At 59.5% G+C, this 15,819-nt stretch carries 15 protein-coding genes and 1 tRNA gene; 10 read left to right on the top strand and 6 right to left on the bottom strand.

Going from position 1 to position 15,819, the window contains the following annotated elements:
* The first annotated feature begins 86 nt into the window (after window positions 1–86).
* The 5 genes from TCELL_RS00955 to rfbC all read left to right on the top strand — a co-directional run bounded on the left by TCELL_RS00955 (window position 87) and on the right by rfbC (window position 4,621).
* Window positions 87–974 (top strand): glycosyltransferase, encoded by an 888-nt coding sequence (locus TCELL_RS00955; RefSeq protein WP_202945692.1) that lies wholly within the window; start codon window positions 87–89, stop codon window positions 972–974.
* A 119-nt stretch (window positions 975–1,093) separates the two neighbouring features.
* A complete protein-coding gene (locus TCELL_RS00950) occupies window positions 1,094–2,158 on the top strand; it encodes a glucose-1-phosphate thymidylyltransferase (protein ID WP_014736856.1) in 1,065 nt (354 codons plus the stop codon).
* A gap of 9 nt (window positions 2,159–2,167) precedes the next feature.
* A complete protein-coding gene (rfbB, locus tag TCELL_RS00945) occupies window positions 2,168–3,169 on the top strand; it encodes a dTDP-glucose 4,6-dehydratase (protein ID WP_014736855.1) in 1,002 nt (333 codons plus the stop codon).
* 14 nt (window positions 3,170–3,183) lie between these two features.
* Window positions 3,184–4,071, top strand: a complete 888-nt coding sequence (gene rfbD, locus TCELL_RS00940; RefSeq protein WP_238529066.1) for a dTDP-4-dehydrorhamnose reductase — start codon at window positions 3,184–3,186, stop codon at window positions 4,069–4,071.
* Entirely contained in the window at window positions 4,061–4,621 is a 561-nt protein-coding gene (gene rfbC, locus TCELL_RS00935; protein ID WP_014736853.1) for a dTDP-4-dehydrorhamnose 3,5-epimerase, read from the top strand. The genes rfbD and rfbC overlap by 11 nt, the downstream gene beginning before the upstream one ends.
* Here the strand turns inward: rfbC and TCELL_RS00930 are convergent.
* Window positions 4,618–5,706: a glycosyltransferase family 2 protein gene (locus TCELL_RS00930; protein ID WP_014736852.1), complete on the bottom strand. Its 1,089-nt coding sequence runs from the start codon at window positions 5,704–5,706 to the stop codon at window positions 4,618–4,620. The genes rfbC and TCELL_RS00930 overlap by 4 nt on opposite strands.
* Window positions 5,707–5,957: 251 nt before the next feature.
* Between TCELL_RS00930 and TCELL_RS00925 the strand changes: the two genes are divergently transcribed.
* The 3 genes from TCELL_RS00925 (at window position 5,958) to TCELL_RS00915 (ending at window position 8,746) form a co-directional block, all read left to right on the top strand.
* Entirely contained in the window at window positions 5,958–6,566 is a 609-nt protein-coding gene (locus TCELL_RS00925) for a DEAD/DEAH box helicase family protein (protein ID WP_014736851.1), read from the top strand.
* Complete coding sequence (locus tag TCELL_RS00920; RefSeq protein ID WP_014736850.1) at window positions 6,556–7,419, top strand: nucleotidyltransferase family protein; 864 nt, start codon at window positions 6,556–6,558, stop codon at window positions 7,417–7,419. The genes TCELL_RS00925 and TCELL_RS00920 overlap by 11 nt, the downstream gene beginning before the upstream one ends.
* A 358-nt stretch (window positions 7,420–7,777) precedes the next feature.
* On the top strand, window positions 7,778–8,746 hold the full coding sequence (locus TCELL_RS00915) for an NAD-dependent epimerase/dehydratase family protein (protein WP_014736849.1): 969 nt from the start codon (window positions 7,778–7,780) through the stop codon (window positions 8,744–8,746).
* Between the two features lie 146 nt (window positions 8,747–8,892).
* Here TCELL_RS00915 and TCELL_RS00910 read toward each other — a convergent pair whose 3' ends face one another.
* From TCELL_RS00910 to TCELL_RS00895, 4 genes are all read right to left on the bottom strand, one after another.
* Entirely contained in the window at window positions 8,893–10,050 is a 1,158-nt protein-coding gene (locus TCELL_RS00910; RefSeq protein ID WP_014736848.1) for a glycosyltransferase, read from the bottom strand.
* 216 nt (window positions 10,051–10,266) lie between these two features.
* The gene (locus tag TCELL_RS00905; RefSeq protein WP_014736847.1) at window positions 10,267–11,451 is read right to left on the bottom strand and encodes a PLP-dependent cysteine synthase family protein; all 1,185 of its coding nucleotides are present in this window, start codon (window positions 11,449–11,451) and stop codon (window positions 10,267–10,269) included.
* A 108-nt stretch (window positions 11,452–11,559) separates the two neighbouring features.
* Entirely contained in the window at window positions 11,560–12,018 is a 459-nt protein-coding gene (locus tag TCELL_RS00900) for a PIN domain-containing protein (protein WP_238529026.1), read from the bottom strand.
* Window positions 11,997–12,239, bottom strand: coding sequence for an AbrB/MazE/SpoVT family DNA-binding domain-containing protein (locus TCELL_RS00895; protein WP_014736845.1), 243 nt, complete (start codon window positions 12,237–12,239; stop codon window positions 11,997–11,999). The genes TCELL_RS00900 and TCELL_RS00895 overlap by 22 nt, the downstream gene beginning before the upstream one ends.
* Window positions 12,240–12,639: 400 nt before the next feature.
* On the opposite strand from TCELL_RS00895, the gene TCELL_RS00890 reads away from it, so the two are divergent.
* Window positions 12,640–14,055 carry a bifunctional DNA primase/polymerase gene (locus TCELL_RS00890; protein ID WP_014736844.1) on the top strand — a complete coding sequence of 472 codons (1,416 nt, stop codon included), beginning with the start codon at window positions 12,640–12,642 and terminating at the stop codon, window positions 14,053–14,055.
* A 51-nt stretch (window positions 14,056–14,106) separates the two neighbouring features.
* Window positions 14,107–14,181: transfer RNA gene (locus TCELL_RS00885), tRNA-Val, on the top strand.
* A gap of 16 nt (window positions 14,182–14,197) precedes the next feature.
* Here the strand turns inward: TCELL_RS00885 and TCELL_RS00880 are convergent.
* A complete protein-coding gene (locus TCELL_RS00880; RefSeq protein ID WP_014736843.1) occupies window positions 14,198–15,799 on the bottom strand; it encodes a B12-binding domain-containing radical SAM protein in 1,602 nt (533 codons plus the stop codon).
* Window positions 15,800–15,819 lie beyond the last annotated feature (20 nt).

Genomic DNA, 15,819 nt, shown 5'->3' with positions numbered 1-15,819 from the left:
GAGCCGATCGACTTCGGGCGACGTCTATGAACCTCATGCTATTGTAATTAGGCTATACCGCAGATGCCTTAACCATAAGTGTCTTGTTGGCAAGAAGCCTTAAAAAGTATTGTGGTTCGGTGAATTCAATGGGTGTTACGGCCATTATTGTCGCCCATAACCCTAATGAGGGTAGGTTTAGGGTTGTCCTTGGTTCCGCGGCTTCCCAAGTTAATAATGTGGTGGTTGTTGATAATGCCTCCATTAATAGGGAATTCATTGAGGGCTCATGTAATGGGTTCAGGAATTGCTGGTTCATCGAGGTTGGTTTTAACTCTGGCGTTGCCCATGCGATAAACATCGGCGTCGACTATGCGATGAGGTGGTTAAGCCAGGAGTGGTTTCTACTGCTTGACGATGACACAGTACTCCTAAAGGGAGCCGTCGAGAAGGCCCTCAATGCTTACCAAAGCCTACCCAGTGCTCTTAGGGGTAGGGTTGGCATCATATCCCTTGGTGCAGTTAATGGTGATTGTAAAGTAAAGGCGGTGCGGTTTGAACCTACATCGGGCTCCTTGGTTAGGGCTGGCATCTTTAGGCTTGCTAGGTTTAGAGATGACTTCTTCCTCGACCAGTCGGACTTCGACTTCTACGCTAGGGTTAGGAGGCTTGGCTACCTAACGCTTAGGCTCGATTGTAAGTTGATCGATCACGAACTCGGCAGGGAAAGGTGGATCCCAATAATCTCGAGTATCCTAGGTAGGGCTATTGATTACGAGCCTCCGTGGAGGTATTACTACATTGTCAGGAACTCAACAATACTACTGAGGGAGGGATTAATAGACCCAGCAACATACATACATCAACTAGCGAATTGGGGCGCCAGGATACTCCTCGCCGACGGACTAACAAAACTCCTCAAGCCCCTAGTGCTCGGGCTCACGCATGGGTTAATGCATGAGATAGGATTCCTCGATAAAAGGTATATTGGCTGACCTCCTCCCCGCCCTAAAGGGCGAGGCTTTCGGTTGTAAAAACAGGCTTAAATAGACACGGGGCAGTAACATGTTGGTGTAGAGACCTGCTTGTCAACCGACTGCTCGGAGGTCTGGTCTTGAAGGGCCTTGTCCTGGCCGCTGGGGAGGGGTCTAGGCTTAGGCCTTTCACCTACTCTAGGCCGAAGCACTTGATCCCGCTCCTCGGGAAGCCGATGGTGCAGTACCCTATCGAAGACCTGGTCTCGGCTGGCGTCGTGGACATAGGGGTGGTGGTGGGCTACTACGGCGACCTCTTGAGGGAGGCCCTGGGGGACGGCTCCCGCCTCGGGGCGAGGCTCACCTACATAGCACAGGAGAGGAGGCTTGGGATAGCCCACGCTGTCTACAGGGCTGTCGAAGAGGGCTTCCTAGACGGGCCCTTCGTCGTCTACTTGGGGGACAACATCGTCGAGGAGGGTGTCGCAGGCTTCGCGAGGGAGTTCGCGGAGAACGGGTCGGACGTACACATCTTGCTGTCCGAGGTCGAGGACCCGGGGAGGTTCGGGGTGGCCGTGCTCGACTCGGGGAGGGTGGTGAGGCTCGTTGAGAAGCCGAAGGAGCCGGTATCCAACCTCGCGGTGGTGGGCGTATACTTCTTCAGGGACCCGGAGCTCGTCGAGAGGGCCTTCAAGGACCTGAAGCCCTCTTGGAGGGGCGAGTACGAGGTGACGGAGCTGGTCCAGTGGTTCGTGGACAGGGGGTACAGGGTGACGTACTCAAAGATAAAGGGGTGGTGGAAGGACGTGGGCACCTACGAGGGGTTGCTGGACGCCGTCTACATGCTCCTGGACAGGGTGGAAAGCGGCGTTAGGGGCTCCGTGAACGGGGAGGTGAGGGGGAGGGTGGTAGTCGAGGAGGGTGCGGTGGTGGAGGGGAGGGTCTACGGCCCGGCGTACATAGGCAGGGGCGCACTGGTCTCCCGGGGCTCGGTGGTGGAGCCCTACACCTCCATAGAGGAGGGGGCCAGGGTCTACTCGGGCAGGGTGGCGAGGAGCCTGGTAATGGAGTACTCGGAGCTAGACCTGGGCAGGGCGAGGCTCGTGGACAGCGTGCTCGGCTCAAGGGCCAGGGTGAGGAACACGAGGGAGCTACACGGCGACATAAGGCTGGTGGTCTCCGACAACAGCTTGGTGGAGATATAGGGTGGTTAGATGAGGCTGCTCGTCACGGGAGGGGCAGGCTTCATAGGTAGCAACTTCGTCAGGTACGTGGCTAAAGCAACGGGCTACGAGCTGCTCGTCTACGACAAGCTCACCTACGCTGGGAGGCTTGAGAACATAGCCGACCTTGTGAGGGAGGGTAGGGTGGGCTTCGTCAGGGGCGACATCGCGGACGAGGAGTCCTTCAAGAGAGTGGTCTCGGAGTACCAGCCGGACGCCGTCGTCAACTTCGCGGCGGAGACCCACGTGGACAGGTCGATAAACGAGCCGGCCCCCTTCATAAGGACGAACGTACTCGGCGTCTTCACCGTGCTGGAGACCCTGAGGAGACAGGGAGGCGACACCCTCCTCTTCCACGTCTCTACAGACGAGGTCTACGGGGACCTCTACGGGTCTAGCGCCGAGGCGGGGGAGGACTACCCCTTGAACCCCTCCAGCCCCTACTCCGCTAGCAAGGCCTCAGGCGACCTCTTGATAAAGGCGTACGCGAGGACCTACGGGCTCGAGTACATTATAGTGAGGCCCTGCAACAACTACGGGCCCTACCAGCACCCCGAGAAGCTCGTTCCCAGGACTATAATAAGGCTACTACACGGGAAGCCAGCGGTCATCTACGGGGACGGCGGGCAGGTGAGGGACTGGATTCACGTCGAGGACACTTCTAGGGCTCTACTCCTACTCCTCGAGAAGGCCCCCAAAGGCCAGGTCTACAACGTGTGCCGGGGCAACTACGCTACTGTGAGAGAGGTGGTTGAGAGGCTCGTTAGGTACATGGGGTTCGACCCCTCCGAGAAAGTCGTGTACGCAAAGAGGAGGCCGGGCGAGGACATGAGGTACGCTATGAGGTGCGACAAGCTGAGGGAGCTCGGTTGGAGGCCCGTCTACGACCTCGAGACAGGGCTGAGGGAGACGGTCAAGTGGTACCTTGGTAACGAGTGGTGGTGGAGGCCCCTGGTCGAGGAGGCGTACGTACTAGCGGACACGCCGTGGTGAGCGGATTGGCGAGGGTGCTTGTCACGGGAGGCACGGGGCTACTGGGCTGGAGCCTGGTTAATAGGCTTGTCGAGAGGGGGTTCGAGGTCTACGCCACCTACCACGCTACTCGGCCGCCCGTGGCGGAGGGGGTGAAGTGGGTGTGGGTGGACTTCGACGACCCCCACGAGGCCAGGCCTCTCGTGGAGTCCCTGAGACCCGAGGTCGTAGTGCACGCGGCGGCCTACACGGACGTGGACGGTTGCGAGGCGAACAAGCTCCTAGCCTTAAACGTGAACTACGTCTCCACCAGGGAGCTCGCGACCGCCTGCCGGGGGGTCTGTAAGTACTTCGTCTACATTTCGACAGACTACGTCTTCGACGGGGAGAAGGGGCTGTACAGGGAGGGAGACCCACCTAACCCCCTGAACTACTACGGGCTGACGAAGCTGATGGGGGAGATAGCCGTGGCGGCCAATCTAGAGTACTACCTCGTCCTGAGGACGAGCGGTCTCTACGGGTGTAGCCCGGGCGGGAAGAGGGGGTTCGCCCTAGACGCGCTGGGCAAGCTGAGCCGGGGCCAGGTCGTGGAGGCTTTCGTAGACCAGTTCCTCTCCCCCACCTACGCACCAGACCTGGCCGACGCCATAACCAGGCTCCTGGAGGGTAGGCCGAGGGGCTTCCTGCACGTGGCCGGTGAGAGGGTCTCGAGGTACGAGTTCGCGGTTGAGCTCGCGAGGGTGTTGGGCGTGAGCGAGGACCTCGTGAAGCCGACTAGTATAGCCAGCGCGGTGCTCAGGGCTAGGAGGCCGAGGGACTCGAGCCTGGACTCCTCCCTCGCGAGGAGTATGGGCGTGGGTGTCAGGCCTCTACGGGAGGCGTTGAGGGCCTTCGCGGGGGAGTGCGTAGATTATGCCCGTTAAGTCTGTCGAGAGGCTTGGTATACCCGACGTAGTGCTAGTAAGGCTAGAGGTCTTCCCTGACAACAGGGGCTTCTTCGCAGAGCTCTTCAAGGGGAGCGACTTCGCCTCAAGCGGCCTCCCCGCGGGCTTCGCCCAGGTTAACCTGAGCTACTCCAGGAGGGGCGTGGTGAGGGGGTTGCACTACCAGGTCGAGCCAATGGAGCAGGGGAAGCTGGTTTACGTTGTCAAGGGGAGGGTCTACGACGTGGCGGTGGACATAAGAATCGGGTCGCCCTGGCTCGGCAGGCACGTAGGGGTCGTCCTGGAGCCGGGCCTAGCCCTCTGGGTGCCACCGGGCTTCGCCCACGGCTTTCAGGCCCTGGAGGACACGCTCCTCCTCTACCTGGTCACCAAGGAGTACAGCCCCCGGCACGAGAGGTGTATAAAGTGGGACGACCCCGAGCTCGCCATAGACTGGCCGATAAGAGAGGGCGTCATACTAAGCGAGAAGGACAAGAAGTGCCCCGGGTTCAGGGAGGCCGAGAAGTTCGGGTTCCCCGGGAAAAGCTAGCTTGTGGCCGGCTCCTCTCTCGCGTCTAGTACACCGTCGTAGTTCCTGGCCACCCACTCGTCAATGTACTTTCTGAGTAGCGAGGCGCGGGCGAACGGGGCGAACGAGCCGAGCACCGCCTTGGCTGTGAGCGGGATGACGGGCGCCCTGTGGACGTCTATGACCATTCCCCTGGCCTCTAACAGGCGGGCGAGCCTTAGGCCGTCCGCGACAGTCCTCAGGACTAGCCTGTCCTTGTACCTGAGGAAGAGGAGACCTGCCTTGACCAGCCTGTACACGGGTGCCACGCCCCTGAGCCTGCTGTTACTCACCCGGGCGAGTGCGACCCCGTTTCTCGCGTCGTAGTACTCGGCCAGGAGCCTGCGGGTTCTCTTACTTCCTAGGGTGGCCGACCTGTAGTGCTCTGCCACGGCCTTCTCCAGGGCCACGGAGGGATGTCCGCAGCCCCATAGCTCTAGGCCCAAGACGTTGTCGTCGCCGTAAGCGAAGAACTCGCCTACGAATAGCCGCTCCCCGACGCACTTGAGCACGTGCTCCACCCTGTAGAGGGAGCAGGAGCCGTCAGCGTATGAGACGTAGACGGGGTGCCTCAGGATCCACGGGTAGGCTTTTTCGACGCCGAAAGGGTGGGAGACCAGCATCTCGTCCACGTAGTCGCCGGCCGTGTCTATAAGCCTCGTCCCCAGCTTGAGGACCACGCCCTGGACGGCGGCCACCCGGGGATGCTCCTCGAGGTAGTCCACGAGCGCTCTCAGGCCGTCCGGGTAGATCACGGCGTCGTTGTTTAGGAGGAGGACGTACCTGGAATCCCTGTCCCTCGCGGCGAAGCCCAGGTTGCTCCCGCCCGTGAAGCCAAGGTTCGAGCCCGCCCTGACAACCTTGACCCTCGCGCCTCCCCTGTGCGCCTCCAGGTAGCCCCGCACACTCTCGAAGCTCCCGTCTGTCGAGGCGTTGTCAACGACGACAAGCTCCAGCATGTCAGGAGGGTAGTCCACGGACAGGACGGACTCGAGAGACCTCAAGACTACCCCGATAAACCTGGAGGAGTTGTAGTTGAGCCAGATGACCGTGACCCTGGGGGGCAAACACCGACCCCAAGAGAGAAATGGAGGTGCCCGGCTTATAAGCGGGAGAAGAACTGTCTGTTCCTAGAGGCGACCATAGACGACCCCGAAACCACGGGACGTCCTGGACCATCCGGGGGAGCAGACGCTCGCATGGAAGAGGGAGCTATTCAAGAGTAGTAGTGGTGGGACTGCTAGGCTGTAGCGTGGCTGCCTAGTGGGGGCTACCCTGTTTTAATGCCTGGCTAGACAATTTATCAACTCTGGTCACTATGGGTAGAGCAGTTGTCTTGTCGGGCTGCGACGGTAGCGGTAAGACGACTATTGTGAGGCTCTTGTCCTCATACCTGGCGAGCTCGTACAGGGCTTCGACTCACTGGTTGAGGGGGAGCCACCTCCACGTCTCGCTACTCTACAGGCTCCTCTCTAAGACGAGGGCTTTCAGCGGAGCCGACAACCCCTACTACAAGCTATCGGTGCCGCCGGGCCTCAGGGGGCTATTCGCGCTACTAGAGTTCACGGGGTTCCTACCCCAGCTGTTCGCGAGGCGGTTGAGGCTCGCCTTCAGCGATGTCGTAGTGTGCGACAGGGGCGTCTTAGACTTCCTAGTCTGGGTCTCCGCCACGCTGAAGTACAAGAGCTTCCTCGGTACAATGCTCGGCAAATTCCTGCTAGCCCTGGCTCTCAAGGAGAGACCCGTAGTCCTGACGGCGAGGCTGGACGTTTTGAGGAGGAGGGCTGACGTCCCCTCCTCGTTCCTTAAAACAGAGTACGCTTACTACAGTGTACTAGCGAGGTACCTCGCCTCGGCCACCGTGAACACCTCTAGTAGTAGGCCCGCCAGGACGGCCGCGGAGGTGTTGTCCAGGCTTGAGCTCTAGGACCCTGAGGCTGGTCAGGGCGCTGGAGGGCCTGGAGAAACCGGTAGGAGGCGAAGTGGGGGAGCTAGCCGAGGTAGCGGGCTTGAACAAGGTGCTACTGGGCTTCCTCAGGTCTGCGGGCGTGGAGGGCGAGGCGAGGCGCCGCGAGGAGGAGAGGTACAAGTGGTTCCGCAGCGTCGTGGGGGAGGTGGCCGGCGCGCTGAGGGGGCTGGACTACGCGCTACACAAGTTCAGGAAGCCCGTGGAGCACGTCTCGGTCGACGTAGACGTCCTGGTCAACACGAGGCAGCTACCCGAGGCGGTCAAGAGGCTGGCGTCGAGGGGCTTCAGGGTCGAGGTCTGGGAGAAGTACACGGTAACGATGACGAGGGGGCGGGCTATAGTAGACCTCTACACACACCCATCCTTCGCGTGGGTTGTGTACCTAGACGGGGAAGAGCTCCTCGAGTGCTGCACCGAGGAGTTCGAGTGGGAGGGCCTAGAGCTAAGGGGGCTAACAAGGGAAGCAGAGGTAGTCGTCACAGCAGCCCACGCCGTGTACAAAGAGCACGTCTACCTCCTAGCAGACTACTTCACGGTGAGGAGGTGGCTCAACAAGAGGGCTCTCGAGCTCGCAAGAGAGCTCGGGGTAGGGGACTCTCTAAAAATATCCGTGTGCTTGAACAAGCTGGTAGACGATGGGCTCGTAGAGCTCCCAGCGAAGATACCGGTCTCCTACCTGGCGGGAGCCTACGCGCACAAGCTGTTCAGAGACAACGTGTTCAGGTCGACTCTATTCAACGCGCTAGAGTACTTGCTGACGGAGAGAGCCGGTAGATCGGTCAAGTGGAGGTTGACGAGGGTCTCCTACTAGACCCCCAGCCGCGTGTTAGCGGTCGCGGGGCTTCACGTAGCCCGTGTGTTGGTTCTCGACTACCTCAACACCTGTTCCTCGTGTTACGCCAGCCTGCATAAAGGCCTCCGGTTATTAGAGGCCTACTGCTACAGCCCGCTGCCACGTAGGTCGGTTCGTAAACGGTCAAGCCTGTTCCCAGAGCTACCGTGAATGAGATAGCCCGCTAGCACGTCCCACACCAACATACTAAGTAAATTGGGCCGGTAGACCCCTGGGAGAACCAGCCTGGGCCGCGGTCTTTTCGAAGTTTTATTAACAAGCGGGCCTCTAATTCTAGCTTGCGTATTCACGGCCACGTAATCGGCGGTGTGCTCGGTTGGGTAGGCTTATCCTAGTCACAGGGGGAGCAGGGTTTATCGGTAGCCACCTCGTGGACAGACTAGTGCTCGAGGGTTTCAGAGTTAGAGTAGTCGACAACCTCAGTAGCGGTAGGCTGGAGAACCTGGAGAGACACAAGGGGGGTAGTTCCGTTGAAATAGTGGTGGGCGACCTCAAGGACCCGGGTGTAGCCCTAAAGGCCGTAGAGGGCGTCGAGACCGTCTTCCACTTCGCTGCGAACCCCGAGGTGAGGGTCAGCACTACTAACCCCGAGGTACACTTCAGCGAGAACGTGGTGGCGACCTTCAACCTCCTCGAGGCTATGAGGAGGAGGGGCGTGAGAGACCTCGTCTTCGCGTCCTCTAGCTCGGTCTACGGGGAGCCAGACCACATACCAGTGGGCGAGGAGGAGCCCGTGAGGCCCGTCTCGGTGTACGGGGCTAGCAAGGCCGCCTGCGAGAACTTGATGCACGCGTACTCCAGGCTCTACGGTATCAGGGCCGTCTCCCTCAGGTACGCTAATATCGTGGGGCCCAGGCTGAGGCACGGCGTTATATGGGACTTGATAAACAAGCTCCTAGCAAACCCCAGGGAGCTCGAGGTGCTGGGAGACGGGACTCAGACCAGGAGCTACCTCCACGTGTCTGAAGCCGTCGAGGCCACTCTCCTAGCCTGGCGGAGGGCGGGGGAGGGCTTCGCCGTCTACAACGTCGGGAACGACGACTGGATAACCGTCAACGACGTGGTGAGGATCGTACTGAGCGAGATGGGGCTGGAAGGGGTGAAGCTGGTCTACAAGCCCGTGGCCCACGGCGTGGGCTGGCCGGGGGACGTGAAGCGCATAGCCTTGAGAATAGACAAGTTGAAGAAGCTGGGCTTCAGCCCGTCGATGAGCTCTAATGCTAGCGTGTCCGCGACTGTTAGGTCCCTGCTAGAGGAGATAGATAGGGCTGCTCCCCACGGGTAGCCGTCCACCAGTTTCTGGATGAGTGGTCTGAGGCTCGCTGTTGTAGCTGTAAAGTGCGGGCTGGAGGCTGGGAAAGTGGGAGGCTGATAACAGGGGTTGAGGATGGGTGTGAAACGCCGGGGTAAAATACTCCTGAAGAAGCCTATTCACTGGTCCCTGGCTGTTAGGCAGCAAGAAGATAAGGCCTTTGAGAGCCTTCTCTTGAACGACTCGAAGTCGAAGCCCCGCACTACGCTGAGACCTTTCTCTCTCAAGTCTCTAGCTAGAGCTGGGTCTCCCTCGACTCTTTTCACAATAGACGGCACCTCGCCGACCTCGGTGTAGCCCAGAGCAGGGCTGATCCTAGACACGATGTCGAACCAGGCACCGCCGTCCCTGTACACTATTGGTATGGCCCCGGCCGAGACGGCCTCGGCCACCGATAAACCAAAGTGCTCCGCGTAAGGGGGGTGGAAGTAGAACAAGGCGGTCCGTAGAAGGTCTCTTAGTCTACTCCGGGGTAAATTAGGCACCACGTGCACGTTCCTTACCCCGCGGTCTTCAGCCAGCCTTTTCAGGTAGCCGGCGTATTTCAGGCCTTTTTTCGTGGCAGAGCCCACTATGTAGAAATCGTAGTCCGGTAGCGTGCTAGCCGTCTCTACAACCTTGCCAAGGTTTTTCTCGGGGCTGAACCTGGAGACGGTTACAACGACTTTCTCTCTCTTCTCTTCCAGGCTCTTGAAGTACTCTACGTCGACTGGCGGGTAGACCACCTCGACACTGAAATGGTCCCCGTAAACACTGTGGAAGACTGCTCGTGTCCAGCTACTGTTGACTAAGACGAGTCTCGGCTCGCCCGTGAGGGAGTCTGCCAGCTTTCTAAGAAGAGTCTCGTAGCCCCTCCACACGAACCCCTTTCTACCGCTCGGAGTTATGAGAGGGAAGTGTATGTAGGCTACGTCAACAGGTGTGGGGACATGCGAGGAGGTGTCCACGATAATGCCCCCGCCCACTTCCTCCCTGATGTGCTTCACTAGGACACCTGTGAGAAGAGCCCTTCTCAGACTCGTAAGCCGGTTGCCTGTCAGAGCCCTCGCGAGAGAGTCCACTATACTGGCTGTCGGAGGGAGAGGCCTCGCCTCGATCAAAGGCTTGAAACCAGGCGAGAGCAGCCTGATGATCTCGGCCAGCCTGTCCCCGTCCAGGTAGTAGGTCACGATCTTGCTCTCAAAGCCCAGCTCGGTTAACGCACGGTGCATCTCGATGGCCAGCTTCTCGGCACCACCCCCTACCTCGAGGAGGGGGTGTACGATCACCACTACCACTACTCTAACACCTCTACAGACCCGGCCTCTTAGAAGAGTGCTCCAGTATAGTGGAAGACTTTCGGATCTTATAAGTAGACGTGCCTGTAGTGTTCTGGTTCACGTGCCCACTTGGTACTCCTACCCGTCTTACCCTCAAAAAGTCTGACTCCTCGACGTAGCGAGCGTTGTTGAAAACGGTTCCGTACACGCAGACATCGGCCATAGACCCGGCCCCTAGTCGCCCCTTCCCTTGTACCCCGCCACGTCGGGGCATACCTTGGAGTAGAGGGCCTCGAGTAGCTCGGCATACTTCAGCCCGTGGTCGGGTAGGACTACTACCACGTCGCCCTCCAGCACCCCTCTACGCGAGAGCTCCCGGGTCGCCCTGAGTACCGCCCCGGCGCTCAACCCGACCAGCAAACCCTCGCTCCTCGCCAGGGCGACAACCTCCTGGAACGCCTCGTCTAGGCTCACCTCCAGGACCCCGTCTACACCCGCTAGCTGCACCCACTTCATCCCCGTCTCCACCCTCCTCATGCCCGGTATGAAGTCGCCTCTCGCGGGCTGGACGCCGAACACCTTCACGCCTCCGAGCCTAGACTTGAAGTACACCGAGAGCGCGGACAAGTGGCCGGAGGTCCCAAGGGCCCCCACCACCCCCCTTATCCTCAGGCCCGACTGCGAGGCCTGGTAGTCGACCTCCTTCGCCGTGTACTGGAGGTGAGCTATGACGTTCAGGTCGTTCTCGAACTGGTCTGGGTGTAGCAGCCCCTCCCGCCTAGCCGCCTCTCTCACGTCGCCGAGGATCTCCGTGGTCAAGGCCCCCTTCAGCCTCGCGACCTCGGCCCCCATGAGCTCGAATATGTAGTCGACGCACCTCTGGGCTGTCTGGGGCAGGTAGACCTTGGCCTTCAGCCCGAGGTTGTTCGCGACCCCGACGAGCCCCAGCCCCGTGTTAGTCGACGTGGCCTCGACAACCTTGAGCCCGGGCCTCACACCGGGGTTGTTCAACAGCATGAACCAGGCTATCCTGTCCTTGATACTCAGGCTGAAGGGGTGGTACCACTCGAGCTTCGCCCAGACCCTCGCCCTCTCGCCGCTTAGGCTCCTGAGCTTCACGAGCGGCGTCGGGGCGTCCCGCGCGGCCAGGTCTAGCACGGAGTCGTAGACCCTCGCGGCGTCCCCCCTCACGTTGTAGTAGAAGTCGAGGGCGTCCAAAGAGACAGGCTCGTCCACGGGGACGAAGCGGGGGCCGAGAGACCAGAGCGCGGTGTACAGGGCGTCGTCTAGAGCCCTCAGCTCCCCGTCGACTGGTAGCGGGGGAGCCCTCCAGGAGGCTAGTATCTCCTTGATGTAGGGCAGGGCCTCCCCGAACCCGGCAAGCCTCCCCTTGACCGCCCTCAGCTCTACTAGCCTCACTCCACACACCTTCTCTAGCCAGTCTTACAGAGCACTTTTGGAGTATATAATGCAATGAGCCCTTTGAGGTTTACCGGTTGAGGGTTTTCGAGGAGAAGGGAAGATAGGTCACCATATCGTGGCCACTCCTTTCTTTTTAGCGACATGTATTAGATCCTTGTCTCCTGTTACAATTGGTGCGTGCAGCTTTTGTGCTAGCCATATTAATGTTGAGTCTACAATGCTCAGTGATCTACCCGCTAGCCCCGGGGCTTCTTTGAGAAATTTATCGCCTTCAACCTTTATTTTAGCGGACTCGACGTAGTCGTCCAGTCTCAGCTCTACTACTTTGAAGTACCTCGTCACAAAGGTCTTGAGCTCTTCTTCACTTTTAATAACTGGGATTCTACCTCTCAACCAGTGAACATATAGTTCATAAACAGCTGTGGTGGGTAGATACCCTGTAACCTCTCCTTTTCTAACTCTCAGCATAGTCTCCTCAGCTCTCTCCCCGAGTTCCCCGTATGCCATGGCAAGTATCGCGTACGTGTCAACAACAACTGCTTTTACATTTCTCTCTTCTCCCAATACTCTCTCTCCTCATAATCTAACTCACGCTCTGCCTTCTCAGCGCTACCCAGGCAACACCTCCAGACTCTCTCCCAGAGGTCGAGCGGTTTTAGCACGATCCTATCACCCTCAACCTCGAGAAGCAAAAGCGTCCCCTCCTCAATCCCCAGAACTTCGCGAACACTTTTAGGCAAAACAATAATGCCCTTCTTATGAACCCTGACAACATCTCGATACATGGTCTATACCCAACCGATATTAAGACATACACAGTTAACTTATATGTTTAACTTTTAAACTAACTGATGAATGCTACAACGAGAAAGCATGTATAGTAAAATTCAACATTCTTCAACATACAAGAATGAGGTTTACCTGTAAACAAGCGAAGCAAAGGATTTTGTTTTGGAACATCTAATGGTCTTTGCTAAGGCGGGTGTTGTTAGAGCAGATCTGTGTATCGCGGAGACTTCGAGGTTTTGGACCCAGCTCTTCGCAGGGGCTTTACGATCTCAGGGGCCATTTTCTGAGCCCTCACAATAATTTCTGGGTCACCGTAAAATACTGTGGCAAGCACTATCACCTCAGCTCTGGTAGCTGGGCCCCCACTTTTTCACGGTACGAACTAGGATTAGTCTGTTGGAGGGGTTGTTTCTGTCGCTGGCGGTTCTCGCCTACTACAGTAGGAGGAGCGTGCAGGAGGAGGTCTTCGATTTCCTCAAGGGGCGCTGGGCTGGGTTGGAGGGGGTCGGCAAGAAGTGGGTTAGGTGGGAGGGCGACAGGCCCCTGGCTTTGTCGAGGCCCTCGGACGTCTACGCCCTGTTCTCCAAGTACGTCAAGTTGAACCCTAGGAGCGTCTACGGTAGTATAGAGGTGTTCAAGAGGCTGGAGTCTAGGCGCGACGTCGAGGACGACTACGAGCTCAACGTCGAGAGGGCGACCCCCTTCATAGACGTTGACCTGGAGGGCGAGGACTTCGGGGTGGCGTGGAGGAGGGGGGTCGAGGTCGTAAAGACCATAGTGGGCTTCCTCGAGGACAGGGGCGTCAAGGACAGCGTGTACGTCTTGTGGAGCGGTAACGGCTTCCACGTCAGGGTCAACGAGAACGCTATCGAAGACTCGCTGAGGAAGGCCAGCCCCGTGGAGGCGGCTTGGGCGCTCGTCGAGTACACCCTCGTGAGCCTGGAGGAGAAGTTGCTCGAGGTTATAAAGGGCTGCGGCGGCTGCGTCAAGGTCGAGAACATCGTGAACCCGAAGAGGGTCTTCACAGCCCCTCTAAGCCTCCACAGGGAGAAGAACAGGGTAGCAGTCGCCTTCAAGCCAGGGGCAATAGACGGCTTCGACCCCGAGTGGTCCAACCCCTCAAACCCCCGCCACGACCCTCAGGCGTGGAGGAGCTTCAGGAGAGGGGAGGCGGACCCCCTAGTCGAGGAGGCCCTTAAAGCCCTCGGTAAGAGGGGTAGGGGCGAGCACACGAGGATCTCCGTCGAGAAGCCCGTGGAGAGGAGAGCTGAGGTGGTGCCCCCGGCCCCCGAGGAGCCGGTCAACGTGCCTAAGCTGGGGAGGTTCCAGGTAATGGGGCTACTGCAGGCGGCCCGCTACTACGTGTTGAGGGGGGACTTGGAGAAGGCGAAGAGCTGGGGCCTTAACAGGGCCATATTCTACGCGTGGGCGAAGTACTACGGTCCCTCGTCGAGGAGGCTCATGAGCAAGGTCAGGGAGGCCTTTAGCGCCTCGGCTCGGAGCACGTACAGGGACGAGGAACTCCGCTGGGACTCGCTGGGCGGTGAGAAGGCGCAGGTCTCGCCCCGCGGCTACTACACAATGGGGGGAGTGGAGCAGACGCCCGAGGACTACGACAGGAACATAGCCTACAAGATCGAAATGGCGGGGATCCCCTACGAGAAGGCCTGGGAGGCCGCCGTGGAGTACGTGAGGGGGTTCCCCGAGAGGGTCCTGCTAGACCCACAGGAGTTCTACAGGAAGGTCTACGAGCCCGTGAGAGATAGGTTCGCCGAGCTCGTGCTCTCCGAGAAGAAGAGCGGGGGGAAGTAGGCGGTCAGCGCTCACGTTTATTAAACCCGTGAACAACCATGAAAATAATTAGGGCCCGTCGTCTAGCCTGGTATGGACGCCGCCCTCACACGGCGGAGGTCCGGGGTTCGAATCCCCGCGGGCCCACTCCCCGGGCCCTCTACTAGCAGGAGGCTATTCTAACGAGGCCCCCCACGACGTACCTCTCCCTGACGCTAGTCACCCTCACGACGGCCCTACACCCGCTGAACTTGCTCGACTGTACGCCCTCCACGAAGACCACGGGCCCGTGCTTCACCGGGTACCCGTAGAACCTCCCGTTGCTGTAGAGCAGGTAGACCTCCAGCTCGCTACCGAGCAGGCTCTTCTTCATTGCCAGGTTGTACTCGTTGACCGCCCTCCTCAGCTCCTCCACCGCTCTTCTCTCGCTACCGGACAAGACCGGCCTACCCAGCTTCTCGAAGGCTGTGCCGGGGAGGGGTGTGTACTTGTAGAGGGTGATCTTCTCCACTCCGGTCTCGGACAGCGCCTTCAGCCCCTCCAGCGTCCTACGGTACACTCTCGCGTCCTCGAATGGGAGCCCGTACATCAAGTATACGTAGGGCCTCAGGCCCGCCTCCCGCAGGAGCTTGGAGGCCCTCACCACGTGCTCCAGCCCTATCGGCTTACCTAGTACGTCCCTGTTGTACTCGAAGTCGCCTGTCTCCAGCCCTATGTGGACAGTGGTGCCCCTCAGGTACTTGCCGAGGACTTTCGCCACTCCCTCGTCGACCAGGCAGGCCTTTATGTTCTCTATCATCAGGGCGCCCTCGCCGGTTTTGAAGACCCCGACGTCGCTGAGGGCGGAGAGGAGCCCCTCTATAGCGTCCACGTTGGCTGGGGGTTTGCAGGGGTCTGCCAGGACGCCCTTCACTAGCCAGTCCCTACCGTAGTCGAGGAAGTCGGGCGCGCTCAGCACGACCCTCCTAGCGCCGCTCTCGACCAGCCCCTCCACCTCTCTCCTCACGTACTCCACCGGGATCGAGCGGGCGGCGCCGAACATGTAGGGGACGCTACAGAAGCCGCAGCCGGGGGGTATGTCGACGGGGCAGCTCACCCTTCTCGCACTGTCCGGGTGGCGGCAGAGCATGCACTTGATGCAACCGAGCTCCCTTAGCAGGGGCCTGTAGAAGTTGCTGCAGCCTCTAACCACCTCGACGTAGTACCTGTAGACCTTGACAGGCCTGTAGACGCGGTCGACTCTAGTCCAGTGCTCGAACCTCGTGATCTCCTCGACAGCCGCGTACAAGTGCGGCGTGGTCAGCTTGGCCCCGTTGCTCGACCTGTAGGCGAGGGCTGGGACCCCCCTGGGGTCGAAGCCCTCGGCGCCGCTCTCCCGCATCTTGTCTAGGAGGACGGGTAGGACGGGCTCGGCCTCCCCCAGCACGACGAAGTCGACGCTACCCACCGTCTCCAGTAGCCTCCTCCAAGAGAAGCTTATGGGCCCGCCAACCACTACCACGGCTCTACTGTTCCTCCTCTTGACGTAGTCCGAGAGGGCCCTCACAGCGCCGGCGTCTGTAGACATGGCGCTTATCATGACGACGTCTACTCTATCGAGCCTAGCTCCCCCGAGTAACACGTCCTCGTAGGTGTGTAGCCCCACGCTGTAGCCCAGGGTAGCTACGATGCCTGCTACGACGCGGGGCCCCGCCCCCACGACGTCGAAGGTGGAGTACCTAGACCCCTTACCTCTCGCTAGCGCGTCTACTACGGCGACTCTCATAGACTCACTTGGAGTTCTTT

It is taken from the genome of Thermogladius calderae 1633 (genome assembly GCF_000264495.1).
Taxonomy (GTDB): domain Archaea; phylum Thermoproteota; class Thermoprotei_A; order Sulfolobales; family Desulfurococcaceae; genus Thermogladius; species Thermogladius calderae.
Note: the sequence above shows the minus strand (reverse complement) of the source record. Positions and strands in the feature narration are given on the sequence as shown.